This window comes from Caulobacter sp. X (assembly GCF_002742635.1).
Taxonomy (GTDB): Bacteria; Pseudomonadota; Alphaproteobacteria; order Caulobacterales; family Caulobacteraceae; genus Caulobacter.
Genome location: NZ_PEGF01000001.1, coordinates 496,495 through 521,809 on the forward strand (window position 1 = coordinate 496,495; position 25,315 = coordinate 521,809).

Sequence of the window (25,315 nt, forward strand, 5' to 3'; positions counted from 1 at the left end):
GATCAGCGCCGATGCTTTTGCGCGACAACCTCGGCCGCAATGCGGCGAGCGCTGGCGTCGATCATCATCGCATTATCGACGGCGTCACCTTCCGCAACGGAGAGCCCACCCAGACTGTTCATACGCTCGAGGGTTCCCGCCACCGCGGCGGCAATATCGAGAAAGCCAATCTTCCGGTCAAGGAAAGCGGCGACCGCGACCTCATTGGCGGCGTTCATGGCCGTCGGCGCGCCGCCGCCGAGGCGCAGCGCCTCGCGGGCGATGCCGATCGACGGGAAGCGATCCAGGTCGGGCGATTCGAAGGTCAGCTGGCCGTAGGCGGCCAGATCGAGGCGCGGCGCGGGCCAGGGCAAACGATCGGGCCAGGAGAAAGCGCAGGCGATCGGGCTGCGCATGTCCGGCGGGCCCAGCTGCGCCAGCGTCGAGCCATCGGCATACTCCACCAGGCTATGGATCACGGACTGCGGGTGGATCACGACGTCGACGCGGTCTTCTGGGGTTCCGAACAGGTAGGAGGCTTCGATCATCTCAAGCCCCTTGTTCATCATCGTCGCGGAATCGACCGAAATCTTGGCGCCCATCGACCAGTTGGGATGGGCCACCGCCTGTTCAGGCGTCGCGACCGCCATGGCGGCCTTGTCCCAGGTGCGGAACGGGCCGCCCGAGGCCGTCAGGATCAGCCGGGCGACGCGATGCGCGCACTCAGGCTGCAGCACCTGGAAGATCGCCGAATGCTCCGAATCGACCGGGATCACCGAGCCGCCCGCCGCCTTGGCGATCCCGAGAAGCGCGGGCCCGGCGCAGACGAGGCTCTCCTTGTTCGCCAGGGCGATAACCGCCCCGGTTCGCGCGGCGGCCAGGGTCGGCGCCAAGCCGGCCGCCCCGACGATCGCCGACATCACCCAGTCCGCGCCCATGGCCGCGGCCTCGATGATCGCGTCCGCGCCGGCGGCGGCGCGGACGCCGCTTCCGGCGAGGCCCGCTCGAAGAGCTCCAAGCTTGGTTTCGTCCTGGATCACCGCGACCTGCGGTCGCCAGCGCAGCGCCTGCTCGATCAGGCGATCGACGTTGCCCCCGGCCGTCAGCGCCAGGATTTCGACCGGCACGCCGGCCTCTTCGAAAAGGCTCAAGGTCGAAAGGCCGATCGATCCGGTCGAGCCCAGCACCACCACCTTGCGTGGCGAGGTCAATGCGCCCATCCCCAGTGATCGACGAGACGCACGGCGGCGATGACGATGGCCGCGAACATCAGGCCATCGACGCGGTCCAGCAGACCGCCGTGGCCCGGAATGATGTCGCCGCTGTCCTTCACGCCAAAGCGGCGCTTGAGCATCGACTCCCAGAGGTCGCCGGCCATGGTCGCCAGCCCGCCCAGAAAGCCCACCAGCGCCGCGGCCGGCCAGACCAGCTTCAGCTGGGCGAAATAGGCGACCAGCACGGCGCCGATCGTCGCCGCCACCAGCCCGCCGACGAAACCCGACCAGGTCTTGTTCGGCGAGATCTGGGGCCACAGCTTGGGCCCCTTCACGATGCTGCCGGCCACATAGGCGAAAATGTCGGCGAACCAGGTGACCACGAACAGCAGCAGCGTCCACCAAAGTCCATCCGGCAGCGACCGCACCCAGACCAGCGCGATCACGGCGGGCGCGATGTAGACGACGCCATAGGCCGCGTCCGCGCGGCGCTCGACGGCGCCGCGCGCGATCAGTCCGGCCAGGAAGGCGCCGACCGCCACGACCGCCCAGGCGATGAAGAACTGGTGCAGGAAGGCGGCGATCACCGCGATGGCGCAGAAGACGCCGACCACGGCGCCGACCGCGCGCGGCGCCTTGGGCGCGCTGATCTTGCCCCACTCCCGGGCCAGCAGCGCCACGCAGATCAGGGCCAGGGCCAGAATCCATGGGCCGCCCAGCCATACGGCGGCGACGACCGTAGGCACGAGCACGGTGGCCGAGACCACGCGCATTCGAAGATTGCCCCAGTTGAAGCGCTTAGCCGGCGACGGCGACGTCATCGGCCGCGACCCCTCCATAGCGTCGATCCCGACGGCGATATTCGGCGATGGCGGCCGCCAGGGCTTCTGGCCCGTAGTCGGGCCACAGCACATCCTGGAACACCAGCTCGGCGTAGGCGCAGTCCCAGAGCAGGAAGTTGGAGATTCGACGCTCGCCGCTGGTGCGGACGATCAAGTCCGGCGCCGGCGCGGCCGCCGTCGACAGCAGCTGGCCGAAGGTTTCCTCGGTGAGGTCCTCGGGCTTGGCCTCGCCACGCGCCACCTTTTCGGCGAAGGCGCGGGCCGCATCGGTGATATCGGCCTGACCGCCATAGTTGAAGGCGACCTGGAGCACGAAATCGGTGTTTTGAGCCGTACGCTTCTCGGCCCGCTCGATCACCTCGGCGATGTCCGCGGACAGGCCCGTTCGGCGACCGATGATGCGGACCTTAACGCCGGCGCGAGCCAGGCGCTCGAGGTCGGATTCCACATAGGCCTTCAGCAGGCCCATCAGTTCCGACACTTCCTGCGCCGGACGGCGCCAGTTCTCGGTCGAGAAACCAAAAACCGTCAGCACACCAACATTCTGCTCCTGGGCGCCCTCTACAGTGCGCTTCAGGGCGTTGACCCCGGCCCGATGGCCGAGGACGCGCGGCATGCCCCGCTGCTTCGCCCAGCGGCCATTGCCATCCATGATAATGGCCACGTGCAGTCGCTGATCGGACGCGCCTCCCCCGACGCGCGCCGAAACGTCCTGCAAGCCGGTGGTCGGCGACATCCGCTTCAACCTTCCCTCGTCCTCTCCCTACGCGATGGGAAGGGCGATCAGACCTGCATGATCTCTTGTTCTTTGATTTTCAAGGCCTCGTCGATGCGCTTGATGGCCTCGTCGGTCATCTTCTGGACCTCGGTTTCCATCTTCTTGCGCTCGTCCTCGGCGACGGCGCCGTCCTTCTCGGCCTTCTTCAGGTCGTCGTTGGCGTCGCGGCGGACGTTACGAACGGCGATCTTCTGCTGCTCGGCGTACTTGCCGGCGATCTTCTGCAGGTCCTTGCGGCGCTCCTCGGTGAGCGGCGGGATCGGGATACGCAGGTTCTGACCTTCGACGACCGGATTCAGGCCGAGGCCCGAGGCGCGGATCGCCTTCTCGACCGAGACCACGACGCCGCGATCCCAGACGCTGACATTGATCTGGCGCGGCTCGGGCACGCTGACCGAAGCCACCGCGTTCAGCGGCGTGGTCGAGCCGTAGGCTTCGACCATCACCTGGTCCAGAATGCTGGCCGAAGCGCGGCCAGTGCGCAGGCTGCCGAACTCTTCCTTCAGAGCGGCGACGGCCTTGTCCATGCGGTCGCGATAGCGCGACAGGACGGGTTTTTCGGCGGCGGCCATGACGGGCTCTCCTCGCTTTTTCGAAACTAGGCGGCGGCGCGGTCGCTGGCGACCACGGTATGGGTCCCCTCGCCTCGCAGGACGTTCAGCAGGTTGCCGCGCCCCTTGATCGAGAAGACCACGATCGGAATGTTGCTGTCGCGCATGAGCGCCACGGCCGAGGCGTCCATGACCCGCAGGTCCTTGGCCAGGACGTCCATATAGGTCAGGCGATCATAGCGCTCGGCCTTGGGGTCCTTCTTGGGATCGGCGGTGTAGACGCCGTCGACGCTGGTGCCCTTGAACAGGGCGTCGCACTGCATCTCGGCCGCGCGAAGGGCGGCGGCGGTGTCGGTCGTGAAGAACGGGTTGCCGGTGCCGGCCGCGAAGATCACGACGCGCCCCTTCTCGAGGTGGCGCTGGGCGCGGCGACGGATGTAGGGCTCGCAGACGGTGGCCATAGGGATGGCCGACTGCACCCGCGTCTGGACGCCAATGCGCTCAAGAGCATCTTGCATGGCCAGGGCGTTCATCACCGTGGCCAGCATGCCCATGTAGTCGGCGCTGGAGCGCTCCATGCCCTTGGCCGCGCCGGCCATGCCGCGGAAGATGTTGCCGCCGCCGATCACCAGGCACAGCTCGACGCCCGAGCGCACGATCTCGGCGACATCTTCAGCGACGGATTGGACGGTGTTGGTGTCGATGCCGTACGGCGTCTCGCCCATCAGGACTTCGCCGGACACCTTGAGCAGGATGCGACGATATTTCTGGGGCGCGCTGGTATCGGACATGGACCGCTATTCCTGAGTCGTCGGCACGCACATTACGTGCGTTGTACAGAACTGAGATGTGTTTTGCCAACCGGCGCGAAGACGCCGTCCGGCAGGCGCAAAAAGGGCGCGGCGCGCGTCTAGACGCGCCGCGCCCTGAATGTCTGTCGGGCGCCAGGCGGCGTCCGACGAAAGGCCTTAGCCTTGGCCGGTCATTGAGGCGACTTCGGCGGCGAAGTCGTCTTGCTTCTTTTCCACGCCTTCGCCGAGGGCGAGACGGGTGAAGCCCTTCACGGTGATCGGCGCGCCGAGCGTCTTGGCGGTCTCGGCGACCAGCTGCTCGACGGTCTGATCCGGGTTCATGACGAAGGCCTGCTTCAGCAGCACGACTTCTTCCAGGAACTTGCGGATGCGGCCTTCGATCATCTTCTCGACGACCGCCGGCGGCTTGCCAGACTCGAGCGCCTGCTCGGTGAACACGGCCTTTTCACGCTCGATGGCGGCCGGGTCCAGATCGTCCGGCGACAGCGACAGCGGCGAGGTCGCGGCGACGTGCATGGCGATCTTGCGGCCCAGCTCGCGCAGGGCGGCCTTGTCGCCGGCCGACTCGATGGCGACCAGCACGCCGATGCGGCCGAGGTCGGGCGCGGTGGCGTTGTGGATGTACGAGGCGACGACGCCGTTCTCGACCGTCCACTTGGCGGCGCGACGCACCATCATGTTCTCGCCGATCGTGGCGATCAGGTTGGTCAGGTGGTCCTGCACGGTCTCGCCGCCGCCCAGCTTGGCGGCGGTGATCGCGTCGACCGAACCGTCGGTAGCGATGGCGGCGCCGGCGATCTGACGAGCAGCGCCCTGGAACAGGTCGTTACGCGACACGAAGTCGGTTTCGGCGTTCACTTCGACGGCCGTGGCGGTTTCGCCAGCGCCTTGCTCGGCGGTGGCGATGGCCACCAGACCTTCGGCGGCGGCGCGATCGGCCTTCTTGGCGGCCTTGGACAGGCCCTTGGCGCGCAGCCAGTCGATGGACGCTTCGATGTCGCCGTTGTTCTCAGCCAGCGCCTTCTTGCAGTCCATCATGCCGACGCCGGACTTTTCGCGCAGTTCCTTGACGAGGGCGGCGGTGATCTCAGCCATCGAAAATCTCCAGATTCAAACGGTTGGCGACCGAGCTTGTTAGCTCGCCAAATCGATAAAGAGTTGGGACCGGACTACTTAGCCCGGTCCCATGTCAGGGTCGCGACGGTCCCCAAGCCAGGCGGCTGCCCGGCCGGGAACGCGTGGGAAATCAGCCTTCGGCCGATTCCGGAGCCGCTTCGGCGGCCGGAGCTTCCGGAGCCAGTTCGCGGGCCAGGGCCGGCTCGACCGGAGCGACCGAAGCGCCCAGGTCCACGCCAGCGGCGGCTTGACCGGCGGCCAGGCCGTCCAGGACGGCGTCGGCGATCAGGTCGCAGTACAGTTGCAGGGCGCGGGCGGCGTCGTCGTTACCCGGGATCGGGTAGGTGATGCCGTCCGGATCGCAGTTGGTGTCGAGGATGGCGACGACCGGGATGTTCAGCTTGCGGGCTTCCAGGATCGCGATCGCTTCCTTGTTGGTGTCGATCACGAACATGATGTCGGGGATGCCGCCCATGTCCTTGATGCCGCCCAGCGACAGCTCCAGCTTGTCGCGCTCGCGGGTCAGCTGCAGCAGTTCCTTCTTGGAGCGGCCTTGGGCTTCGCCGGCCAGGACGCCTTCCAGCTCGCGCAGACGAGCGATCGAGCCCGAGACGGTGCGCCAGTTGGTCAGGGTGCCGCCGAGCCAGCGGTGGTTCACGTAGTACTGGGCGCAGCGCTTGGCGGCCGTGGCGACCGGGTCGCTGGCCTGGCGCTTGGTGCCGACGAACAGCACGCGACCGCCGGCGGCGGCGACTTCGCGAACCTTCACCAGGGCTTGGTGAAGCAGCGGGATCGTCTGCGACAGGTCGATGATGTGGATGTTCGAGCGCGAACCGAAGATGTAGCGGTCCATCTTCGGGTTCCAGCGGTGCGTCTGGTGACCGAAGTGAGCGCCGGCTTCCAGGAGCTGACGCATGGAGAATTCGGGAAGAGCCATCGGGCCTTAATCCTTTTTCCGGTTGAACCTCCGTGGACACCCCCGTTCCAGACCATTCTGGAGCGGGACCGGAACGGCGACGCCGGGATGTCTCCCCGATGCAGCCGAACGTCCACGTGTGGAATGGCCGCGCAAATAGTCGCTGTGGAACGAAAAAGCAAGCCCGCCCATCGCCTCGACGCCGGTGAAATATGATCGCCGGCGCCTTGAGGCGATCGCTGACCGACGTCGTCCTATAGCCAGGAGCCCACGGCGGGGGCGTCCTTGTCCACAGGGACATGGGACGCTGTCGCAAATCTTCCACGTCGCCGTGGCTCACTGACAAAGGGTGAGACGGGGAATGGCGATGCTCGCGGTGTTCGACATGGACGGCACGCTGCTGAACGGCGACTCCACGGCCCTGTGGCTGTGGGCGCGCGCCAAGCGTTCGCCGCTACGCCTTCTGGCGACGCTCGCTGTCGCCCCGGTGGCGGTTCCGATGGTCGCCCTGCCCCACACCCGACGGGCCGGCGCATCGATCCTCCTGTGGATCGCCACCGCGGGCCTGTCAGAACAGCAACTGTTGGCGTCGTGCGACGACTTCGCCCAAGCCTTCGTCGAAAAGCGCTGCAGTCTGTCCTGGAAGCGCCAAGCCCTGGCCGCGCTGGACAACCACGTGGCGGCCGGCGACCGGGTCGTCGTCGTCACCGCCGCGCCGACCTGCCTGGCCAACGCCCTGCTGCGCACGCTGGATCGACGCGTCGATGTGCTGGGGACCTCGCTGAAGCCTGGCCTCGGCGGCTGGATCGCCAACATCCACTGCCGCCATCAACGCAAATGCCAGGCCTTGGCCGAGGCCGGCCATGGCGCCCGTTGGGCCTATGCCTATACCGACAGCCTGGACGACCTTCCCATCCTGCGGGCCGCCGACAAGCCCGTGATCGTCAAGGGCGGCAAGGCGGCCGAGCGGCGGCTCTTCCGAGCGGGACTTCTGAACGGCCGCGCCGCGGCCTGGTGAGATCGCCCGTCCTCAGCGGGGCCGACGCGCCGTGACGGCCAGCCACGGCCTTTGTCCGCCCTCGTAGTCGCCGCCGGCATAGCCGCGAACGGACAAGACCTCCCAATCCGCCGCGGCGTGGTAGGCGGCCTCAAGAACCCCGGGCGATGGATAGTTGAAGTAGCGGCCCAGGCCGTCGCGCCCGCCCATCTCGCCCGCCTTATAGGTCGCAACGTGAAGTCCGCCCGGTTTCAGGGCTCGAAAGACCCTCGACAGAATATCGGGAAGCGCCGATCCGGGCACATGCAGCAGGCTCGCATTGGCCCATACGCCATCATAGACGTCCAAATCATCCAACTGATCAAAGCGCATCACGCGCACCGGGCGCCCGAGCCTGGCCTCGGCCTGCTTCGCCATGGCCGCCACGCCGTCCGTGGGGTCCACGCGGAAACCGAGCGTCAGCATGGCCTCACTGTCCCGACCGTCCCCGCAACCCAGCTCCAGAATGCGCGCGCCAGGGTGAAGTCGCTTCAGGAACCCGCCCAAGAGCCGACTGGGACCATCCCGCGCGTTGGCGGCGTAGGTCTGAGCCTGCTCCGCATAGAACCGCAAAGTCGCCTCGTCATAACCGGCGACCTCAGCTGAATTGCCAACGGACGACGTCACGGCCCCTCCAAGACATCGCCAGGATCGTGCTCAAGGCGCACAAATAGACCGCGCTGGCTGAAATCCTTGGCAAGAGCTTCAAACGCCATGTCCAACGCCGCCATAGCGCGCAGCCCCTCCAATCACCCGAGAAGACCTCGATATAGGAATATTTTCCTAAACATCCTCCAGCAACGCCACGCCCGGCGCGGTCTTCAAAGCTCCGCGCAGCGCCGCGTCCAGACTATAACGCCCCGGCAGCCTCAGCTCGATCTCGCGTCCGCCGCTGATCGCGGCGACGAACGTGACCTCGCCGCCCTTCTGGGATTGCGCCGGCTCCAGCCGCCGCTTGAGAGCGTCGATCTCGGCCGCCGATGGCGACAGGTGCACGCGCAGGCCCGCCACGACGTTCTCGATGGCCTTTTCGATCGGCTCGGCGTCGTCGCCGAAGAAGCGGACCTCGCCGTCGCGGGCCTTGGCGCGGACCTTGATGGCCACGGCCTTGCCGGGCTCCAGCACGTCGCGGCACTTGCGCAATGACTCGGGCGGGAACAGCACCTCGTACTCGCCGGTCGGATCCGACAACGAGACGAAGGCGAACTTCTCGCCGCTCTGCGAGGCGCGCTCCTGCCGGCGGCGGACCATGCCGCACATCCGGAAGGCCTCCATGCCGGCTTCCGCCTGGACCATGGCCTCGGCCAGCATGGCCGTGCGCCGGCGGCGCAGCATGCCAACCATGTCCTCCAGCGGGTGGCCGGTCAGATAGAAGCCGACGGCCGAAAGCTCTTCGTCCAGCAGGTCGACCTGATTCCAATTCTCGGTCTTGGCCAAGCGTGGACGACCAGCGCCCAAGTCCGAGCCGAACAGGCCGCCCTGCCCGCCCTGGCGATCGGCGTGACAGCTCTGGGCGTGGGCGATCAGCACGTCGGCCGAGGCCACGATCTGGGCGCGGTTCTTGTGGATCGAGTCGAAGGCGCCCGCGCGAGCCAGGTTTTCGATCGCCCGCTTGTTGACCTGACGTGGATCGATCCGCTCGACGAAGTCGAAAATGTCGCGGAACGGTCCGCCTTCCTCGCGCACGGCCACGAGATGTTTCATGGCGTCCAAGCCGACGTTCCGGATCGCGCCCAAGGCGTACAGCACCTCGCCGTTCTCGACCTCGAAGTCGGCGCCCGAGCGGTTCACGTCCGGCGCGCGCACGGTGATCCCGAAGCGGCGGGCGTCCTGGTGGAAGACGGCCAGCTTGTCGGTGTTCGACAGATCGAGGCTCATCGACGCGGCGAAGAACTCGACCGGCGTGTTCGCCTTCAGCCAGGCGGTCTGGTACGAGATGAAGGCATAGGCGGCGGCGTGCGACTTGTTGAAGCCGTAGCCGGCGAACTTGGCCACCAGTTCGAAGATCGAGCCCGACTGCTCCTCGGGGACGCCCTTTTCCTTGGCGCCGGAGACGAAACGGATCTTCTGGAGATCCATCTCCTCCTTCTTCTTCTTACCCATGGCCCGGCGCAGAAGGTCGGCTTCGCCCAGGCTGTAGCCCGCCAGGATCTGGGCGATCTGCATCACCTGTTCCTGGTAGACAATGACGCCGTAGGTTTCCTTCAGCACCGTCTCCAGCGACGGGTGCAGGGTGTCGACGGGTTTGCGGCCGAACTTGCAGTCGACGAAGGTGTCGATGTTGTCCATCGGGCCCGGTCGATAGAGCGAGATCAGCGCCGTGATCTCCTCGATCGAGCCGCAGCGCATCTTGCGCAGGGTGTCGCGCATGCCCTGGCTTTCAAGCTGGAACACGCCGACCGTCTGGCCGGAGGCGAGCAGTTCGTAGGTCTTCGTATCGTCGAACGGCAGCTTGCCTAGATCGATCTCGAAGCCGCGCTTCTTCAGGTGCTTCACGGCGCGATCCAGCACCGTCAGGGTCTTCAGGCCCAGAAAGTCGAACTTCACCAGGCCGGCGCTCTCGACCCACTTCATGTTGAACTGGGTGGCGGGCAGGTCCGAGCGCGGATCCTTGTACAGCGGCGTCAGCTGGGTGAGCGGCCGGTCGCCGATCACCACGCCGGCGGCGTGGGTCGACGCGTTACGGAACAGGCCTTCCAGCTGCAGCGCCACGTTGAGGCAGTTGGCGACGTTCGGGTCCTCGTCGCGCGCCTGGCGCAGACGCGGCTCGATGTCGATCGCCTGGGCCAGGGTCACCGGCGCGGCCGGGTTGTTCGGCACCATCTTGCAGAGACGGTCGACCAGACCCAGCGGCAGCTGCATCACTCGGCCGACGTCGCGCAGCACGGCCCGAGCCTGCAACGAACCGAACGTGATGATCTGGGCCACGCGGTCGCGGCCGTACTTCTCCTGCACGTAGGAGATCACCTCTTCGCGTCGCTCCTGGCAGAAGTCGACGTCGAAGTCGGGCATTGAAACCCGTTCGGGATTGAGGAAGCGCTCGAACAGCAAGCCAAACCGAAGCGGATCGAGGTCGGTGATGGTCAACACCCAGGCGACCAGCGAACCGGCGCCCGAGCCCCGCCCCGGACCGACCGGGATGCCGTGCGCCTTACCCCACTTGATGAAGTCCGACACGATCAGGAAGTAGCCGGGGAAGCCCATCTTCTCGATGATGTCGAGCTCGAACTCGAGGCGCTTCCAATAGTCCTCCTCGGGCGCCGACAGCGTCAGCCCGTCGAGGCGCATCTTCAGGCCCTCGCGGGCCTGGTGACGAAGCTCTTCGGCCTCGTTGCGGCCATCGCCGGTCGGGAAGCTGGGCAGGATGGGCGCGCGCTTGTGCACCATGAAGGCGCAGCGCCGGGCGATGTCGAGGGTGTTGTCGCAGGCCTCCGGCAGGTCGGCGAACAGCTTGCGCATGTCGGCCGGCGGCTTGAACCAGTGCTCGGGCGTGACGCGGCGGCGCTCGTCCTGACCGACGAACGCGCCGTCGGCGATGCAGAGCAGCGCGTCGTGCGCCTCGTAGAATTGCGGCTTGGCGAAATAGACGTCGTTGGTGGCGACCAACGGCACGTCGTTCTCGTAGGCCCAGTTGACCAGACCCGGCTCGGCGGCCGCCTGTTTGGGCAGGCCATGGCGCTGCAGCTCGACATAGAAACGGTCGCCAAACACGCGGTGCATTTCCGCCAGGGCGGCGGACGCCTCGGCCGTCTTGCCGGCGGCGAACAGCGCGTCGACGGGACCGTCGGTTCCGCCGGACAGCAGGATCAGACCGTCACTGTACTCCGCCACCTTGGCCCAGGGCACGACCGGCTCGGGCAGTTCGGCGCTGTCGAGATAGGCGATCGACGAGAGCTCGGAGAGATTGAGATAGCCCCGCTCGTTCTGGGCGAGCAGCATCACGGTGGGGGCCCGCGCCCAACGCTCTGTCGGTCCACCGCCGATGCCTGTCACGGGGATGGCGCAGCCGATGATCGGCTGAACGCCGGCGTCCTTGGCGTAGGACGAATATTCCAGGGCGCCGAACAGGTTAGCGCGGTCGGCGAGACCCGCCGCGGGCATCCCCGCCGCCGCAGCCAGCTTGCCGATCTGGTCGGCCTTGATCGCGCCTTCGAGCAGCGAATAGGCCGAGCGGACCCGCAGGTGGACGAAACCGTCTGCCTCCCCGTCCGCCATGACCGATCCTCCGCCTACACGACTCAGGCCACCAGCTGGGCGACCGAGCACATCATCCAGACGAAGCTGGCGACAGACACAAGGGCCAAAGACTCACGCGCCACACGGATCATCCGAACCTCCACAGATTTCTTGTTTTGTTCCATATTCCGGTTTTGTTCTGTTCACAAGATGTTCCTGTCGCGGTTCGTGCATTTTCCGCCGAACGCCGCGTATGGCGCACCTTCCTATGGTCAAGCCGCGCGGATCACGGCAAATCGTCGCCATGCGCCTGATCATCGACACCGACACCGCCGGCGACGACGTCTTCTCGCTGATGCTCGCCCTCACCCGCCCCGGCGTGGAGGTCGAGGCGATCACCATCGCCCACGGCAATGTCGGCTTCGTCCAGCACGCCGAGAACGCCCTGGTGACGCTGGAGCGCTGCGGCAAGGCCGGCGTACCGGTCTATCTCGGCGCGGAGCGTCCCTTCACCCGCGCGCCCCTCGATGCGGCCTATGTCTTCGGCCACGACGGCATGAGCGACAGCGGCTTCGCCAAGACCGCGCAGCGCCCGACCGAGGGCCACGCGGTCGACGAGCTTGTGCGACGGATCATGGCCGCGCCCGGCGAGATCACGCTGATCGCCCAGGCGCCGCTGACCAACATCGCCCTCGCCTATCTGCGCGAGCCTCGCATCGCGCAGGCGCTGAAGCATCTCTGGATCATGGGCGGCACGGACAATGGAGTCGGCAACGTCACGCCCGCGGCCGAGTACAATCTGTATGTCGATCCGGAAGCGGCGAAGATCGTGATCAACGCTGGTTTCAATATGTCGATCGTGACCTGGACAGAGACCTTACGGGACGGCCTTTTCACCAGTGCGCAACTGGCGGAGCTTGAGGCGCTGGGCACACCGAAGGCCAAGTTCTTCACCGACGTGAACCGCGCGTCCCTCGCCTTCGCGCGCGATACTGAAGGCCTGGACGGCAGCCTGCATCCCGACGCCCTGACTTGCGCCGTCGCGCTTGACGAAAGCCTGATCCTGGAAAGCGAGCAGTGCGTGGTCGACGTCGAGACGATGGGCGAGCTGACGCGCGGCTATCTCAGCGTCTCGCATTCGATCCTCCCGGACATCGAGGTCGCCGATCCGGCGCTGAAGCGCCGGCCGCCGAACGCCCGCGTGATCAAGCGCATCGACCAGGCGGGTTTCTTCGCGGCGATGAAGCAGGCGCTGCTCTAGACCTCTTGGCGGCTACGCGCTTCGAGGTGACCGTCCTTCAGCGCCAGAACCCGATCCATGTAGCGGGCCAGCTCCATGTTGTGCGTGGCGATCAGGGCGGCGACGCCCTCCTGGCGCGCCACCTCATACAGCGACTGGAACACGGCGGCGGAAGTCGCGGGGTCGAGGTTGCCGGTCGGCTCGTCGGCCAGCAACAGCTTAGGCCGATTGGCCAGCGCCCGGGCGATCGCGACGCGCTGCTGCTCGCCGCCGGACATCTGGGCCGGCTGGTGGTTGAGGCGATGACCCAAGCCCAGCCCTTCCAGAAGCTCCTTCGCCCGCGCCTCGGCTTCACGTTGCCCCTTGCCGGCGATCGACAGCGGCAGGGCGACGTTCTCAAGGGCGGTGAACTCGGGCAGCAGGTGGTGGAACTGATAGACGAAGCCCACAGTGCCGAGGCGGATGCGGGTGCGGATCCGCTCCGAGAGCTTGGTGCAATCGCGCCCTTCCAGCGTCACCGCGCCAGCGTCCGGGTGCTCCAGCAGCCCAGCCGAATGCAGCAGCGACGACTTGCCCGAGCCCGAGGGGCCGATCAGGCCGACGACCTCGCCTGGATAAACGTCGAGATCGACGCCGCGCAGCACCGGCAGCGAGCCGGCCTCGGTCTTGTAGACGCGCTCGACCCCGCGCAAGGACAGGATCGGGTCACTCATAGCGAAGCGCCTCCACCGGATCGAGGCGCGAGGCGCGCCAGGCAGGCGGCAGGGTCGCCAGCAGGCTCATCAGGGCGGAGGCCGTGACAATGCCGGCGACCTCGATCCAGTCGATCTTCGCGGGAATGTGCGAGAGCATGTAGACGTCGGCGCTGAACACGGCCGTGCCGGTCGCCCATTCGACGAACTTCTGGATCGGCGTGATGTAGGTGCAGAACAGCGCGCCGAGCGCGAGACCGCTCAGGGTGCCGGCCACGCCGATCGAGGCGCCGGCCATCAGGAAGATGCGCAGGATCGCGCCCTGCCCCGCGCCCATGGTGCGCAGGATGGCGATGTCCTTGCCCTTGTTCTTCACCAGCATGACCAAGCTGGAGATGATGTTCAGGGTGGCGATGGCGACGATGCAGAACAGGATCAGCCGCATCACCTTGCGCTCGACCTGCAGGGCGTTGAAGTAGCTCTGGTTCTTCTCGACCCAGTCCGTCACCAGGGCGCCGGGGCCGCTGGCGACCTCGACGGCGTGCTTGTAGTCGACGGCCTTGTCGGGATCGTCGACCTTGATCTCGACATAGTCGATCGAGGTGTCACGGCCGAAGAACAGCTGCGCCTGCTCCAGCGGCATATAGACGAAGGCCTCGTCGAACTGGCTCATGCCGACGCTGAAGACCCCGCCGACGATGTAGTTCTTCTCGCGCGTCGAGCTGCCGAAAGCCGTGGCCGGGCCCGAAGGCGAGATCAGGGTGATGGCGTCGCCGGGACGCACGCCCAGAGCCTGAGCCATGCGGTCGCCGATCAGCACCGTGTCGCCGCCGTACTCGCCCTGGCCGAAACCCGCCAGCGAGCCCTGCTTGATGTTGCCCGCGATCAGCGACATGTGCCGCAGGTCCGAGGTCGTCACGCCGCGCACGATGGCGCCGGTGACCTGGGTCGGGCCGATGACCATGGCCTGGGCCTCGACCATCGGCGCGGCCTGGATCACGCCCGGCGCCGCCTTGATCCGGCGAATGATCGTGTCGCGATCAGGGCCGTTGATCAGCGGCGACTGGGCGTAGAGATGCCCGTTGAAGCCGAGGATCCGCCCCAGCAACTCGGCCCGGAAGCCGTTCATGACGCTCATCACCGTGATGAGGGCGAAGACCGCCAACATCACCGCGCAGAACGAGATGATCGAGATCAGCGCCACGCCGCCGTTCTTGCGCTTGGCGAACAGATACCGGCGAGCGACGGAGCGCTCCCAGCGGCTGAAGGGACCGGCGGCGCGAGCGTCTGGCATCAGGCGGTCTTGCTCTTGGTCAGGCCGTCGAGCACCGACTCCAGCGAAGCGGTGTGGCGCTCGCCGGTCTTGCGGTTCTTGATCTCGACGACGCCCTCGGCGATGCCCTTGGGGCCGACGATCAGCTGCCAGGGCAGGCCGATCAGGTCCATGGTGGCGAACTTGGCGCCGCCGCGGGCGTCGGTGTCGTCGTACAGAGCGTCGCGACCGGCGGCCTTGAGCGCGTTGTAAGCGGTCTCGCAGGCGGCGTCGCAGGCGGCGTCGCCCTGACGCATGTTGACGATGCCGACGTCGAACGGCGCGACGCTTTCCGGCCAGATGATGCCGCCCTCGTCATGGCTGGCCTCGATGATCGCGCCCAGCAGACGCGAGACGCCGACGCCGTAGCTGCCCATCTGCACCGGGACCTGCTGGCCGTCGGGGCCCTGGACGGTGGCCTTCATCGGCTCGGAGTACTTCGTGCCGAACGAGAAGATGTGACCGACCTCAATGCCGCGCGCCGACAGGCGGTCGCCTTCCGGCAGGGCGTTGAAGGCCGCTTCGTCATGCATTTCCTCGGTCGCGGCGTACAGCGACGTGCGCTGGTTCACGATCGGCTGCAGGTCGCCGTTGATCCAGTCGAGGTCCGGACCGGGAGCCGGCATCTCGACCAGGTCCTTATGGCAGAACACGGCGCTTTCGCCGGTCTCGGCCAGGACGATGAACTCGTGGCTGAGGTCGCCACCGATCGGACCGGTGTCGGCGCGCATCGGCACGGCCTTCAGCCCCATCCGCGCGAACAGGTTCAGATAGGCCACGAACATGCGGTTGTAGGACTTGCGCGCGCCGTCGGCGTCGAGGTCGAAGCTGTAGGCGTCCTTCATGAAGAACTCGCGGCCGCGCATCACGCCAAAGCGCGGGCGGCGCTCGTCCCGGAACTTCCACTGGATGTTGTAGAGGTTCTTGGGCAGATCCTTGTAGCTCTTGATCGAGGCGCGGAAGATGTCGGTGACGACTTCCTCGGCCGTCGGACCAAACAGCAGCTCGCGCTTATGGCGGTCGGTGATGCGCAGCATCTCGTCGCCGTAGTCGTCGTAGCGGCCGCTTTCGCGCCACAGGTCGGCCAGCTGGATGGTCGGCATCAAGAGCTCGATGGCGCCGGCGCGATCCATTTCCTCGCGGACGATCTGCTCGATCTTGTTCAGCACGCGCAGGCCCAGCGGCAGCCAGGCGTAGATGCCCGCCGCCTCCTGGCGGATCATGCCGGCGCGGAGCATCAGCTGGTGCGAAACGATCTGGGCGTCGGACGGTGCTTCCTTCAGCACCGGCAGGAAATAGCGCGACAGGCGCATCAGCTTGGAAACTCCGGGAATTCGAGAGGGGCTTGAGATAGCCCCTCGCCCGACAGCTTGGCAACGCACGAGGCTAAACTATGGCTCCGATGTGGAAAAAAGAGAGGCCGCGCGGATCGCCGCGCGGCCTGTCGAAGTCATCGTCGGGGAAGACGCCACAGAGCGAGACCGGCGAGGCCGATCTCCTGAAGTCACCTTACCGCTCGAACATCTGTTGGGGCACAGCCATCCATGGGAAGCGCTAACAATGAGCCCATTCGCCCAAGGCTTGAGCGTTTGACGGCAAATTGCTCGCCGCTCGCCCAAGGCTTGTGCAATCGCACGTCACGCGGCGGCCGGCAGATCCGGAAGCTTCACCAGGTGAAAGTGCACGGTGAGGAAGAACAGCGTGAAAACGACCGCCGACACCCAGGTGGTGGTGATGAACTTACGCTTCAGATTCGGATTGATCGGCGCGCCCGGATCGACGCCCGGCGGCGGCGCGACGCCCGCCTCGTGGAAGCTGCGCGAACCCAGCGGCAGGACGGCGAACAGCACCGTCCACCAGATGGTCAGATAGATCGCGAACCAGGTGATCGGGCTCATCAGTGATGCGCTTCCTTGGGAGTCTCCATGAGCTCGACCAGCAGGCCGCCCATGTCCTTGGGGTGAACGAAGATGATCAGAGTGCCGTGGGCGCCGATGCGGGGCTCGCCCAGCACGGTCGCGCCCTTGGCGACCAGGGCGTCACGGGCTTCGTAGATGTTCTCGACCTCGAAGCAGATGTGGTGCTGGCCGCCCTTGGGGTTCTTGGCGAGAAACCCATGGATCGGCGACTTCTCGCCATAGGGCTCGATCAGTTCGATCTGGCTGTTGGGCAGGTTGACGAAGCAAACCCAGACCCCCTGCTCCGGCATCGCCCACTTCTCGGTGAACGAGGTGGCGCCGAGCAGATCGCGATACATCTTCAACGACTCGTCGATTGAAGGGGTCGCGACGCCCACGTGGTTGAGCTTGCCGATCATCTTGGAGAACTCCCGCTGCTTTTCTGGTTGTTGGCGAATGGCCTAGCACCAGTGCTGCAGCGCGAAAAGAGCGCGCCGCCGCGGCGTTTTCGCGGCGGCGCTCTTCTTCAGATCCGCAGGACGGTCGTCTCGACGACCGGCTTGCGCTCCCAGATGCGGAACGCGGCCTTCTTGACCGCCCGCGAGATGGCGCTTTCGATCGTCTCGTCGATCTCGCGAGCATCGCCGTCCAGCTTCTTGTAGGCGGTCTCGGCTTCCTCGCAGAGATCGTCCAAGGCGTCGTCCAGCGTGTACTCGTCGTCCCCGGTCAGCCCGATGCCGCGCACCTGGGGGCCCGAAACAATCTTGTTACGGCCATCCAGAACGATCGACACGGCCAGCATGCCGTTGAAGGCGGCGTGGCGGCGCTCGCGCAGCGCCTCGCCATTCTCGGGCGTGACGACCCCGCCATCGACATAAAGACGCCCGGCCGGCACCTCGTCGATGATCTCCGGCTTGCCCGGCGCCAGGCGCACCATGTCGCCGTTGCGTGGGCTAACCGCCTGCGGGATCTGCAGGTCCTTGGCGAAGGCGGCGTGCTCGATCAGGTGGCGGCGCTCGCCGTGAGTCGGCACCGCGATCTGCGGACGCACCCACTGGTACATCTGGCGCAGCTCCTCGCGGCACGGGTGGCCCGAGACGTGGATGCCGGGCGTGTCGCGCTCGGTGTGCAGGCGAACGCCCCGATCGGCCAGCTTGTTCTGCAGGTTGCGGATCGGGATCTCGTTGCCCGGGATGACCCGCGAGCTGAAGATCACGTGGTCGCCCGCGCCCAGCTTCACGTGCGGATGGCTGCCGTCGGCGATGCGCGACAGCGCCGCGCGGGCCTCACCCTGGCTGCCGGTGCACAGGAACAGCACCTGATCTTCCGGCAGGTGCTTGGCTTGGTCGTCGTTGATGAAGGGCTCGATGCCTTCCAGCAGCCCGACCGACCGCGCGGCGGCGGCCATGCGGTGCATCGAGCGGCCGGCCAGGCATACCTTGCGGCCGCAGGCCTGGGCCGCGCGGATCACCGTGTCCATGCGCGCCACGTTCGAGGCGAAGCAGGCGACGGCGATCTTGCCCTTCAGGCTCTTGATCAGATTGCCCAAGGCTTCGCGGACATCGGCCTCGGACCCGGCGGTTCCTTCGACGAAGACGTTGGTGCTGTCGCAAACCATCGCGAGCACGCCCTCGTCGCCCAGGCGGCGGAGCGCGGCGTCGTCGGTCGGCGCGCCTAGCTGGGGTTCGGGATCGATCTTCCAGTCGCCGGTGTGCAGGATCGTGCCCAATGGCGTCTTGATCGCCAGGCCGTTCGGCTCGGGGATCGAGTGGGTCAGGGTGATCAGTTCCAGCGCGAACGGGCCGAGCTCGAAGGTTCCGCCCAGCGGGATCTCGGTGATCGGCACCTCATCAAGGAGGCCGGCGTCGCGCAGCTTCTCACGCAGCAGGAAGGCGGTGAACGGCGTGGCGAACACCGGCGCCTTCAGGCGTGGCCACAGCCAGTGCACGGCGCCCAGGTGGTCTTCGTGCGCATGGGTCAGGACGATGCCGAGGATATCGTCGGCATAGGGCTCGATGAACTCGGGATCCGGCAGGATGATCTCGACGCCCGGCGTCGTCTGATCGCCGAACGTCACGCCCAGGTCGACCACGATCCACTTGCGATCATGCGCCGGCCCGAAGCCGTACAGGTTGAAGTTCATGCCGATCTCGTTCGACCCGCCAAGCGGCAGGAAGACGAGTTCGTCGTCTTTGGATTTTTTCATCAGGTCTCGGAAATGGTGTTTCGGCGGTAGATTTCTAGGAGGCCCCTGATCGTCAGATCGGGGTCGAAGTGGTCGATGCTGTCGGTGGCGCCCTCGAACAGGGAGGCGACGCCGCCGGTGGCGATAACGGTCATGGGCTCGCCGCGTTCGGCCTTGATGCGCGCGACGAGACCTTCGATCAGAGAGATATAGCCCCAGAACACGCCCGATTGCATGGCGGAGACGGTGTCGGTGCCCACGATCCTGTTACCGGCCGGCCGCTGGATGGCGATCCGGGGCAGCTTCGCCGCCGCCTCGTGCAAAGCCTGCATCGAGAGGTTGATGCCGGGCGAGATGATGCCGCCTTCGAAGGCGCCGTCGGCCGCGACGATGTCGAAGGTCGTGGCCGTGCCGCTGTCGATCACGATCAGCGGGCCCGGATACATCATGGCGGCGCCGATGGCGTTCACCAGGCGGTCGGCGCCGGCCTCGGAGGGCTTTTCAATGCGGACATCGATGCCGAGATTGGCGTTCTCGCCGATCACCAGCGGCTCGACGTTGAAATAGCGGCGGGACAGGTTGCGCAGGTTGAAGATCGACTGCGGCACGACGCTGGAGATGATCACCGCGTCGATGGCCCGGAAACCGAGACCCTGCATCGACAGCAACTGCGACAGCCACACCACATATTCGTCCGCGGTGCGCGTGCTCTCGGTGGCCGAGCGCCACTGGGCCACCCACGACTGGCCGTCGTGGATCGCGAACATGGTGTTGGTGTTGCCCTGTTCGATCGCGAGCAGCATCAAGCGCCTCCGAAAAACACGTCGCCGGCGGTGATCCGCCGCACCTTGCCGTCGGGCAGACGGAGCCTCAGCGCGCCGTCGCCGTCCAGTCCTTCAGCAACGCCTTCGACCGTTTCGGTCCCAAGTCGGGCGACGCAAGGCTCGCCCAGACCGTGGGCGCGGGCCGTCCAGGCGTCGGCGATGGCGGGAAAGCCCAGGGTGTTCCAGACGCCGAACCAGCGATCGAACGTCTCGGCGAGCACCGCGATGGCTTCGGTCGGGGTTGGCGGCAGGGTCTCGCTGTAGGTCGCGATCGAGGTCGCGGGGCGCTCGGAGTCGATCGGCTTGCGCCTCAGGTTCACGCCGATCCCCACGGCGAGCCAAAGGCCTCCCAGAGGGGAGGCGCCGGACTCGATGAGGATGCCGCTGACCTTCAGCCCGCCCAACAAGGGATCATTGGGCCACTTCAGGCTGACGAGAGGAGCCGGCGCATACTGGGCCAACATGTCCGCGACGGCCAAGGCCGCCACGAACGAGACCTGGGCGGCCTCGCCGGGCGGCTTGTCGGTGCGGAAAAGCAGCGTGGCGGCCAGATTGCCCTCCCCGGTCTCCCAGGGACGACCGCGACGACCACGTCCGGCGGTCTGGCGCAGACCGACCAGCCACAGGGGGCCGGCCTCGCCCGCCTCGGCCCGACGACGAGCCTCGGCGTTGGTGGAGTCGATCTCGTCGAGAACGATGACGGGCGCGGCGCCCGTCACGTCACGCGTGACCAAAGGCGGCCGCTGCGGCCTTGGCAGCCGGATCCAGCCACACCAGGGCCACGAGCACGATCGGGAACGAGAAGATCGCGGCGGCGTAACCCACGGCGCGCGCCGAAGGCGACGAGGCGTCGACAGCGCCCGCAGGAGCGTCGAACCACATCGATTTGATCAGGCGCAGGTAATAGAAGGCCGCGACGACCGAGCCGACCAGGCCAAGCACGGCGGCCCACTGCATCATCACATCGCCCGTGCCCAGGGCGGCCTTGAAGACATAGTACTTCGACCAGAAGCCCGAGAACGGCGGCAGACCCAGGGCCGACAGCGAGAACGCGGTCATGGCGATGGCGACGCCTGGACGTTCCTTGATCAGGCCCGCCATGTCCTCGATCGTCTCCATGGGCTTGCCGTCGCGGTTCAGGGCCTGCAGGCAGGCGAAGAAGCCGGTGACGTCGACCATGTAGAGGGTCATGAACAGCAGCATCGACTGCAGGCCGACCTCGCCGCCGGTCGCGACGCCCAGCAGGGCGTAGCCGACGTTGGCGATCGAGGAATAGGCCCACAGGCGCTTCAGGTTGGTCTGGGCCAGGCCCGCGAAGGCGCCGACGAAGACCGACAGCAGGGCCGCGATCACCAGGATCTGGCGCCACTTGTCGACCGAGCCCGGGAAGGCGTCGCCCAGCACGCGGGCGAACATCATCATGGCGGCCAACTTCGGCGCGGCGGCGAAGAAGCCGACAACCGGGGTCGGGGCGCCTTCGTAGACGTCCGGGGTCCACATGTGGAACGGCGCCGCCGAAACCTTGAACGCCAGGCCGCAGATCAGGAACACCAGGCCGAACAGCAGGCCGACGCCGTGCGTGCCGCCATGGGCGGCCGCCAGGGCGATCTGGCTGAAGTGGGTCGAACCGGTGAAGCCGTAGATCAGCGAGCTGCCGTACAGCAGCAGGCCCGACGACAGCGCGCCCAGCACGAAGTACTTCAGGCCCGCTTCCGACGACTTGGCGTCGTCGCGGCGCATGGCGGCCAGCACGTACAGGGCCAGGGACTGCAGCTCGACGCCGACATAGAGGCTGATCAGGTCGCCGGCCGAGGCGGTCACGCCCATGCCGACGGCGGCCAGGATCACCAGGACGGCGAACTCGAACTTCTGGTCGCCGCGCTGGGCCAGCCAGCGGTCGCCGAGCATGACGGCCACGGCGCTGGAGAGATAGATGGCGACCTTGGCGTAGGTCGCCGCGGCGTCGGCCGCGTAGACGCCGCCGAAGGCGCGGCCGTGCGGGCCGAGAACCGCCGTGGCGGCCGCCGCGACCAGCGCGGCTACGGCCGCGAGCGTGAAGATGGCGCCGACCTTGCCTCGGAAGGCGCCGGCGACCAGCAGGACGAGCGCCGCGATCGCGAGAACGATCTCAGGCAGCACGAGCGAGAAGTTGGCGAAAAACGTCATAGGCCCCTCACCCGCCCAGGGCGGCGCGCCAGGCGCCGACCAACGCGTCGACGGAAGACGCGGTCAGGTTGAACACAAGATTGGGATAGATGCCCAGCACCAGGGTCATGATGATGAGCGGGACGAACAGCAGGATCTCGCGAGCGTCCAGATCCGTGATGGTCTTCAGCTCGGGATTGGTGATCTCGCCGTACATGACCCGACGGTACAGCGTCAGGGCGTACATGGCCGACAGGATCACGCCCGTCGCCGCCACCAGCGCCGTCCAGGTCGAAGCCTTGTAGGCGCCGGTCATGGTCAGGATTTCACCGACGAAGCCCGAGGTGCCCGGCAGGCCGACATTGCCCATCGTGAACAGCAGGAACACGAAGGCGTAGTGCGGCATCCGGTTGGTCAGGCCGCCGTAGAAGGCGATCTCGCGGGTGTGCATGCGGTCGTAGACGACGCCGACGCAGAGGAAGAGCGCGCCGGAGATCACCCCGTGGCTCAGCATCTGGAAGAGAGCGCCCTGTTCGCCGGCGGCGTTGCCCGAGAAGATGCCCATGGTCACGAAGCCCATGTGGGCGACGGACGAATAGGCGATCAGCTTCTTGATGTCGGTCTGACGGAAGGCGACCAGCGAGGTGTAGACGATGGCGATCGCCGACATCGCGAACACCAGCGGCTGGAACATCTCCGAGGCGTTCGGGAACATCGGCAGGCTGAAGCGCATGAAGCCGTAGCCGCCCATCTTCAGCAGAATGCCCGCCAGTATGACCGAACCGGCCGTCGGCGCCTCGACGTGCGCGTCGGGCAGCCAGGTGTGGACCGGCCACATCGGCATCTTCACCGCGAACGAGGCGAAGAAGGCCAGCCACAGCCACGTCTGCAGCCACGGCGCGAACTTGTAGTGCATCAGGTCGGGGATCGACGAGGTGCCCGAGATCGAGATCATCGCCAGGATCGCCGCCAGCATCAGCACCGAGCCGAGCAGCGTGTAGAGGAAGAACTTGTAGGCCGCGTAGACGCGACGCTTGCCGCCCCAGATGCCGATGATCAGGAACATCGGGACCAGGCCGAACTCGAAGAACAGGTAGAACAGCACCAGGTCCAGCGCGGCGAACACGCCGATCACCAGGGTCTCAAGGACCAGGAAGGCGATCAGGTATTCGACGACGCGCTTCTCGACCGACTTCCAACTGGCGATGATGCAGATCGGCAGCAGGAACGCGGTCAGCAGGACGAACAGCACCGAAATGCCGTCCACGCCCATGCGGTAGTGCAGACCGGCGAACCAGGCGAAGTCTTCCACGAACTGGAAGCCCGGGTTCTTCGGGTCGAACTGGACGGTCAGGACGATCGACAGGCCGAACGTGACCAGGGTGGTCACGAGCGCGATCCACTTGGCCAGGGTGTCGGTCTTTTCACCCGCGCCGTTCAAGGCGCGCGCGGCGAGGATCACCGCGACGCCGACGATGGGCGCGAAGGTCGTAAGGCTGAGAAGGCCGCTCATGAACTCCGTCCCCCTCAACGGAAGGCGTACAAGGCGAAGGTCAGCAGGCCGGCGACGCCGAGCAGCATGACAAACGCGTAGTGGTAGAGATAGCCGGTCTGCAGCTTGCCGGTGCGCTTGCCGACCTCATACGAGACGTGGCTGACGCCATCCGGGCCGAGGCCGTCGATGATCTTCTGGTCGCCGCCCTTCCAGAACAGGTCGCCGAGGAACTTGGCGAAGCGCACGAAGGTGGCGTCGTAAAGTTCGTCGAAGAACCACTTGTTGTAGAAGAAGACGTACAGTGGGCCCTTGCGCTCGGCCAGTTTCAGGCCCAGGCGCTCGTCGCCCTTGATCAGGTAGACATAGACGGCGATCAGCAGGCCGATCAGCGAAGCGATCAGCGGGCTCCACTTCACCCACTCGGCCACCTCGTGCGCGTGGTGCAGCACTTGGTTGCTCGGAGCCGTGAAGATCGCGCCGCGCCAGAACTCCTCCTGGTGGTGGCCGACGAAGTAGCCGTTGAACACGAAGCCGGCGGCGATCGCGCCGATCGACAGCACGATCAGCGGGAACAGCATGACCATCGGGCTCTCATGCGGCTTGTGGTCGTGACCATGGCCGTGATCGTCGTGCGCGTGGTCGTCATGACCGTGAGCATCATGGCTATGGGCGTCATGACCGTGCGCATCCTGAGCGTGATGGTCGTCATGACCCCAGCGCGCCTTGCCGTTGAAGGTGAAGAACGCCAGGCGCCACGAGTAGAACGAGGTCAGGCCCGCCACCAGCACGCCGATCACCCACGCGAACATGGCGATCGAATTGTGGCCACCGGCGGCGAAGGCCGCCTCGATGATGGTGTCCTTCGAGTAGAAGCCGGCGAAGCCCAGGTGCAGCGGCGGGAAGCCGAGGCCCGTGATGGCGATCGTGCCGATCGTCATGGCGAGGAAGGTCACCGGCAGCAGCTTGGCGAGAGCGCCATACTTCCGCATGTCCTGCTCGTGGTGCATGCCGTGGATCACCGAACCGGCGCCCAGGAACAGCAGGGCCTTGAAGAAGGCGTGGGTGAACAGGTGGAACATGGCCGCCTGATAGGCGCCGACGCCGGCCGCGAAGAACATGTAGCCCAGCTGCGAACAGGTCGAGTAGGCGATCACGCGCTTGATGTCGTTCTGGGTCAGGCCGACCGTGGCGGCGAACAGGGCCGTCACCGCGCCAATGACCGTGACGATGTTCTTGGCGACGGGCGCGTATTCGAACATCGGCGACAGCAGGCACAGCATGTAGACGCCGGCGGTCACCATGGTGGCCGCGTGGATCAGGGCCGACACCGGGGTCGGGCCTTCCATGGCGTCCGGAAGCCAGGTGTGCAGGAAGAACTGCGCCGACTTGCCCATCGCGCCGATGAACAGCAGGAAGCAGGCGATATCCATCAGCGGGAAGGTGTGACCCGCGAATTCCCAGGTCTTGCCCGCGTGCGCGGCGACCTGCGGGAAGATCTCGGCGAACTGGATCGTGCCGAACGCCCAGTAGGTCGTCATGATGCCCAGGGCGAAGCCGAAGTCGCCGACCCGGTTGACCACGAAGGCCTTGATGGCGGCGGCGCTGGCCGAGGGCTTCTTGAACCAGAACCCGATCAGCAGGTACGAGGCCAGGCCCACGCCTTCCCAGCCGAAGAACAGCTGCATGAAGTCGGCGGCGGTGACCAGCGACAGCATGGCGAAGGTGAACAGCGACAGGTACGCGAAGAAGCGCGGCTTGCTGTCGTCCTCGGCCATGTAGCCCCAGGAATAGATGTGCACGAGGGCCGAGACCGTCGTGACCACGATCAGCATGGTCGCCGATAGGGCGTCGATGCGGATCGACCAGTTGGCCTGGAAGTCGCCGATGTGGATGAACGGCAGCAGGTTGACCGTGAAGGCCTCCATGTGCCCCCAGGTCCACTGGCTGAACGTGTACCAGGACAGCGCGCAGGACAGGATCAGCGCGCCGGTGGTGACCGATTGCGAGGCCACGTCGCCGATGCGGCGGCCGAACAGGCCGGCGATCGCCGCGGCGATGATCGGCGCGAAAACGAGAATGGTGACAAGCGTCTGCATGACGTCGC

23 protein-coding genes and 2 pseudogenes are annotated in these 25,315 nt (G+C 66.4%); 2 read left to right on the plus strand and 23 right to left on the minus strand.

The window, feature by feature from the left end; genetic code table 11:
• Positions 1-2: 2 nt before the first annotated feature.
• The 7 genes from dxr to rpsB all read right to left on the minus strand — a co-directional run bounded on the left by dxr (position 3) and on the right by rpsB (position 6,229).
• Positions 3-1,199: a 1-deoxy-D-xylulose-5-phosphate reductoisomerase gene (dxr, locus tag CSW60_RS02135; protein ID WP_099535701.1), complete on the minus strand. Its 1,197-nt coding sequence runs from the start codon at positions 1,197-1,199 to the stop codon at positions 3-5.
• Positions 1,187-2,032 carry a phosphatidate cytidylyltransferase gene (locus CSW60_RS02140; protein ID WP_099535702.1) on the minus strand — a complete coding sequence of 282 codons (846 nt, stop codon included), beginning with the start codon at positions 2,030-2,032 and terminating at the stop codon, positions 1,187-1,189. Before CSW60_RS02140 ends, dxr begins: the two co-directional genes overlap by 13 nt.
• Positions 1,992-2,771: a polyprenyl diphosphate synthase gene (gene uppS / locus CSW60_RS02145; RefSeq protein WP_099535703.1), complete on the minus strand. Its 780-nt coding sequence runs from the start codon at positions 2,769-2,771 to the stop codon at positions 1,992-1,994. Before uppS ends, CSW60_RS02140 begins: the two co-directional genes overlap by 41 nt.
• Before the next feature lie 47 nt (positions 2,772-2,818).
• Positions 2,819-3,385, minus strand: coding sequence for a ribosome recycling factor (frr, locus tag CSW60_RS02150; RefSeq protein ID WP_099535704.1), 567 nt, complete (start codon positions 3,383-3,385; stop codon positions 2,819-2,821).
• A gap of 26 nt (positions 3,386-3,411) precedes the next feature.
• Entirely contained in the window at positions 3,412-4,155 is a 744-nt protein-coding gene (gene pyrH, locus CSW60_RS02155; protein WP_099535705.1) for a UMP kinase, read from the minus strand.
• Between the two features lie 177 nt (positions 4,156-4,332).
• A complete protein-coding gene (gene tsf, locus CSW60_RS02160) occupies positions 4,333-5,271 on the minus strand; it encodes a translation elongation factor Ts (RefSeq protein ID WP_099535706.1) in 939 nt (312 codons plus the stop codon).
• Between the two features lie 151 nt (positions 5,272-5,422).
• On the minus strand, positions 5,423-6,229 hold the full coding sequence (gene rpsB / locus CSW60_RS02165) for a 30S ribosomal protein S2 (protein WP_066683419.1): 807 nt from the start codon (positions 6,227-6,229) through the stop codon (positions 5,423-5,425).
• A gap of 346 nt (positions 6,230-6,575) precedes the next feature.
• Between rpsB and CSW60_RS02170 the strand changes: the two genes are divergently transcribed.
• On the plus strand, positions 6,576-7,226 hold the full coding sequence (locus CSW60_RS02170) for a haloacid dehalogenase-like hydrolase (protein ID WP_099537526.1): 651 nt from the start codon (positions 6,576-6,578) through the stop codon (positions 7,224-7,226).
• Between the two features lie 12 nt (positions 7,227-7,238).
• On the opposite strand, the gene CSW60_RS02175 is transcribed toward CSW60_RS02170, so the two are convergent.
• From CSW60_RS02175 to sidA, 3 genes are all read right to left on the minus strand, one after another.
• Positions 7,239-7,871 carry a class I SAM-dependent methyltransferase gene (locus tag CSW60_RS02175; protein ID WP_099535707.1) on the minus strand — a complete coding sequence of 211 codons (633 nt, stop codon included), beginning with the start codon at positions 7,869-7,871 and terminating at the stop codon, positions 7,239-7,241.
• A 156-nt stretch (positions 7,872-8,027) separates the two neighbouring features.
• Positions 8,028-11,459 (minus strand): DNA polymerase III subunit alpha, encoded by a 3,432-nt coding sequence (dnaE, locus tag CSW60_RS02180; protein WP_099535708.1) that lies wholly within the window; start codon positions 11,457-11,459, stop codon positions 8,028-8,030.
• A 23-nt stretch (positions 11,460-11,482) separates the two neighbouring features.
• Complete coding sequence (gene sidA / locus CSW60_RS02185) at positions 11,483-11,572, minus strand: cell division inhibitor SidA (protein ID WP_099535709.1); 90 nt, start codon at positions 11,570-11,572, stop codon at positions 11,483-11,485.
• A 152-nt stretch (positions 11,573-11,724) separates the two neighbouring features.
• Between sidA and CSW60_RS02190 the strand changes: the two genes are divergently transcribed.
• Positions 11,725-12,681, plus strand: coding sequence for a nucleoside hydrolase (locus CSW60_RS02190; RefSeq protein ID WP_099537527.1), 957 nt, complete (start codon positions 11,725-11,727; stop codon positions 12,679-12,681).
• Here CSW60_RS02190 and CSW60_RS02195 read toward each other — a convergent pair.
• The 13 genes and pseudogenes from CSW60_RS02195 to nuoL form a co-directional block, all read right to left on the minus strand.
• The gene (locus CSW60_RS02195; RefSeq protein WP_099535710.1) at positions 12,678-13,373 is read right to left on the minus strand and encodes an ABC transporter ATP-binding protein; all 696 of its coding nucleotides are present in this window, start codon (positions 13,371-13,373) and stop codon (positions 12,678-12,680) included. The genes CSW60_RS02190 and CSW60_RS02195 overlap by 4 nt on opposite strands.
• Entirely contained in the window at positions 13,366-14,646 is a 1,281-nt protein-coding gene (locus CSW60_RS02200) for a lipoprotein-releasing ABC transporter permease subunit (protein WP_099535711.1), read from the minus strand. The genes CSW60_RS02195 and CSW60_RS02200 overlap by 8 nt, the downstream gene beginning before the upstream one ends.
• Positions 14,646-15,977 (minus strand): proline--tRNA ligase, encoded by a 1,332-nt coding sequence (proS, locus tag CSW60_RS02205; RefSeq protein ID WP_099535712.1) that lies wholly within the window; start codon positions 15,975-15,977, stop codon positions 14,646-14,648. Before proS ends, CSW60_RS02200 begins: the two co-directional genes overlap by 1 nt.
• Positions 15,977-16,042, minus strand: a pseudogene (locus CSW60_RS24340) (hypothetical protein); the annotation flags it as partial. The pseudogene CSW60_RS24340 and the gene proS, both read right to left, overlap by 1 nt.
• A 32-nt stretch (positions 16,043-16,074) precedes the next feature.
• Positions 16,075-16,283 (minus strand): annotated as a pseudogene (locus CSW60_RS02210) (hypothetical protein); the annotation flags it as partial.
• 18 nt (positions 16,284-16,301) lie between these two features.
• The gene (locus CSW60_RS02215) at positions 16,302-16,562 is read right to left on the minus strand and encodes a DUF1467 family protein (RefSeq protein WP_099535713.1); all 261 of its coding nucleotides are present in this window, start codon (positions 16,560-16,562) and stop codon (positions 16,302-16,304) included.
• On the minus strand, positions 16,562-16,981 hold the full coding sequence (mce, locus tag CSW60_RS02220) for a methylmalonyl-CoA epimerase (protein WP_099535714.1): 420 nt from the start codon (positions 16,979-16,981) through the stop codon (positions 16,562-16,564). The genes CSW60_RS02215 and mce overlap by 1 nt, the downstream gene beginning before the upstream one ends.
• 107 nt (positions 16,982-17,088) lie before the next feature.
• Complete coding sequence (locus CSW60_RS02225) at positions 17,089-18,768, minus strand: ribonuclease J (protein WP_099535715.1); 1,680 nt, start codon at positions 18,766-18,768, stop codon at positions 17,089-17,091.
• The gene (locus CSW60_RS02230; protein ID WP_099535716.1) at positions 18,768-19,553 is read right to left on the minus strand and encodes a type III pantothenate kinase; all 786 of its coding nucleotides are present in this window, start codon (positions 19,551-19,553) and stop codon (positions 18,768-18,770) included. Before CSW60_RS02230 ends, CSW60_RS02225 begins: the two co-directional genes overlap by 1 nt.
• Complete coding sequence (locus CSW60_RS02235; protein WP_369801003.1) at positions 19,550-20,305, minus strand: biotin--[acetyl-CoA-carboxylase] ligase; 756 nt, start codon at positions 20,303-20,305, stop codon at positions 19,550-19,552. Before CSW60_RS02235 ends, CSW60_RS02230 begins: the two co-directional genes overlap by 4 nt.
• Positions 20,292-21,737, minus strand: a complete 1,446-nt coding sequence (gene nuoN, locus CSW60_RS02240) for an NADH-quinone oxidoreductase subunit NuoN (RefSeq protein ID WP_099535717.1) — start codon at positions 21,735-21,737, stop codon at positions 20,292-20,294. Before nuoN ends, CSW60_RS02235 begins: the two co-directional genes overlap by 14 nt.
• A gap of 7 nt (positions 21,738-21,744) precedes the next feature.
• Positions 21,745-23,247, minus strand: coding sequence for an NADH-quinone oxidoreductase subunit M (locus CSW60_RS02245; RefSeq protein WP_201722951.1), 1,503 nt, complete (start codon positions 23,245-23,247; stop codon positions 21,745-21,747).
• The gene (gene nuoL / locus CSW60_RS02250) at positions 23,244-25,307 is read right to left on the minus strand and encodes an NADH-quinone oxidoreductase subunit L (protein WP_099535719.1); all 2,064 of its coding nucleotides are present in this window, start codon (positions 25,305-25,307) and stop codon (positions 23,244-23,246) included. The genes CSW60_RS02245 and nuoL overlap by 4 nt, the downstream gene beginning before the upstream one ends.
• Positions 25,308-25,315 lie beyond the last annotated feature (8 nt).

Coding starts and splice junctions, on each gene's coding strand:
- CSW60_RS02215 (WP_099535713.1), bottom strand. CDS start 16,562: ATGAGCCCGATCACCTGGTTCGCGATCTATCTGACCATCTGGTGGACG.
- dnaE (WP_099535708.1), bottom strand. CDS start 11,459: ATGGCGGACGGGGAGGCAGACGGTTTCGTCCACCTGCGGGTCCGCTCG.
- pyrH (WP_099535705.1), bottom strand. CDS start 4,155: ATGTCCGATACCAGCGCGCCCCAGAAATATCGTCGCATCCTGCTCAAG.
- nuoL (WP_099535719.1), bottom strand. CDS start 25,307: ATGCAGACGCTTGTCACCATTCTCGTTTTCGCGCCGATCATCGCCGCG.
- dxr (WP_099535701.1), bottom strand. CDS start 1,199: ATGGGCGCATTGACCTCGCCACGCAAGGTGGTGGTGCTGGGCTCGACC.
- proS (WP_099535712.1), bottom strand. CDS start 15,977: ATGCGCCTGTCGCGCTATTTCCTGCCGGTGCTGAAGGAAGCACCGTCC.
- sidA (WP_099535709.1), bottom strand. CDS start 11,572: ATGATCCGTGTGGCGCGTGAGTCTTTGGCCCTTGTGTCTGTCGCCAGC.
- CSW60_RS02140 (WP_099535702.1), bottom strand. CDS start 2,032: ATGGAGGGGTCGCGGCCGATGACGTCGCCGTCGCCGGCTAAGCGCTTC.
- CSW60_RS02225 (WP_099535715.1), bottom strand. CDS start 18,768: ATGAAAAAATCCAAAGACGACGAACTCGTCTTCCTGCCGCTTGGCGGG.
- nuoN (WP_099535717.1), bottom strand. CDS start 21,737: ATGACGTTTTTCGCCAACTTCTCGCTCGTGCTGCCTGAGATCGTTCTC.
- CSW60_RS02195 (WP_099535710.1), bottom strand. CDS start 13,373: ATGAGTGACCCGATCCTGTCCTTGCGCGGGGTCGAGCGCGTCTACAAG.
- mce (WP_099535714.1), bottom strand. CDS start 16,981: ATGATCGGCAAGCTCAACCACGTGGGCGTCGCGACCCCTTCAATCGAC.
- uppS (WP_099535703.1), bottom strand. CDS start 2,771: ATGTCGCCGACCACCGGCTTGCAGGACGTTTCGGCGCGCGTCGGGGGA.
- CSW60_RS02190 (WP_099537527.1), top strand. CDS start 11,725: ATGCGCCTGATCATCGACACCGACACCGCCGGCGACGACGTCTTCTCG.
- frr (WP_099535704.1), bottom strand. CDS start 3,385: ATGGCCGCCGCCGAAAAACCCGTCCTGTCGCGCTATCGCGACCGCATG.
- CSW60_RS02200 (WP_099535711.1), bottom strand. CDS start 14,646: ATGCCAGACGCTCGCGCCGCCGGTCCCTTCAGCCGCTGGGAGCGCTCC.
- rpsB (WP_066683419.1), bottom strand. CDS start 6,229: ATGGCTCTTCCCGAATTCTCCATGCGTCAGCTCCTGGAAGCCGGCGCT.
- tsf (WP_099535706.1), bottom strand. CDS start 5,271: ATGGCTGAGATCACCGCCGCCCTCGTCAAGGAACTGCGCGAAAAGTCC.
- CSW60_RS02170 (WP_099537526.1), top strand. CDS start 6,576: ATGCTCGCGGTGTTCGACATGGACGGCACGCTGCTGAACGGCGACTCC.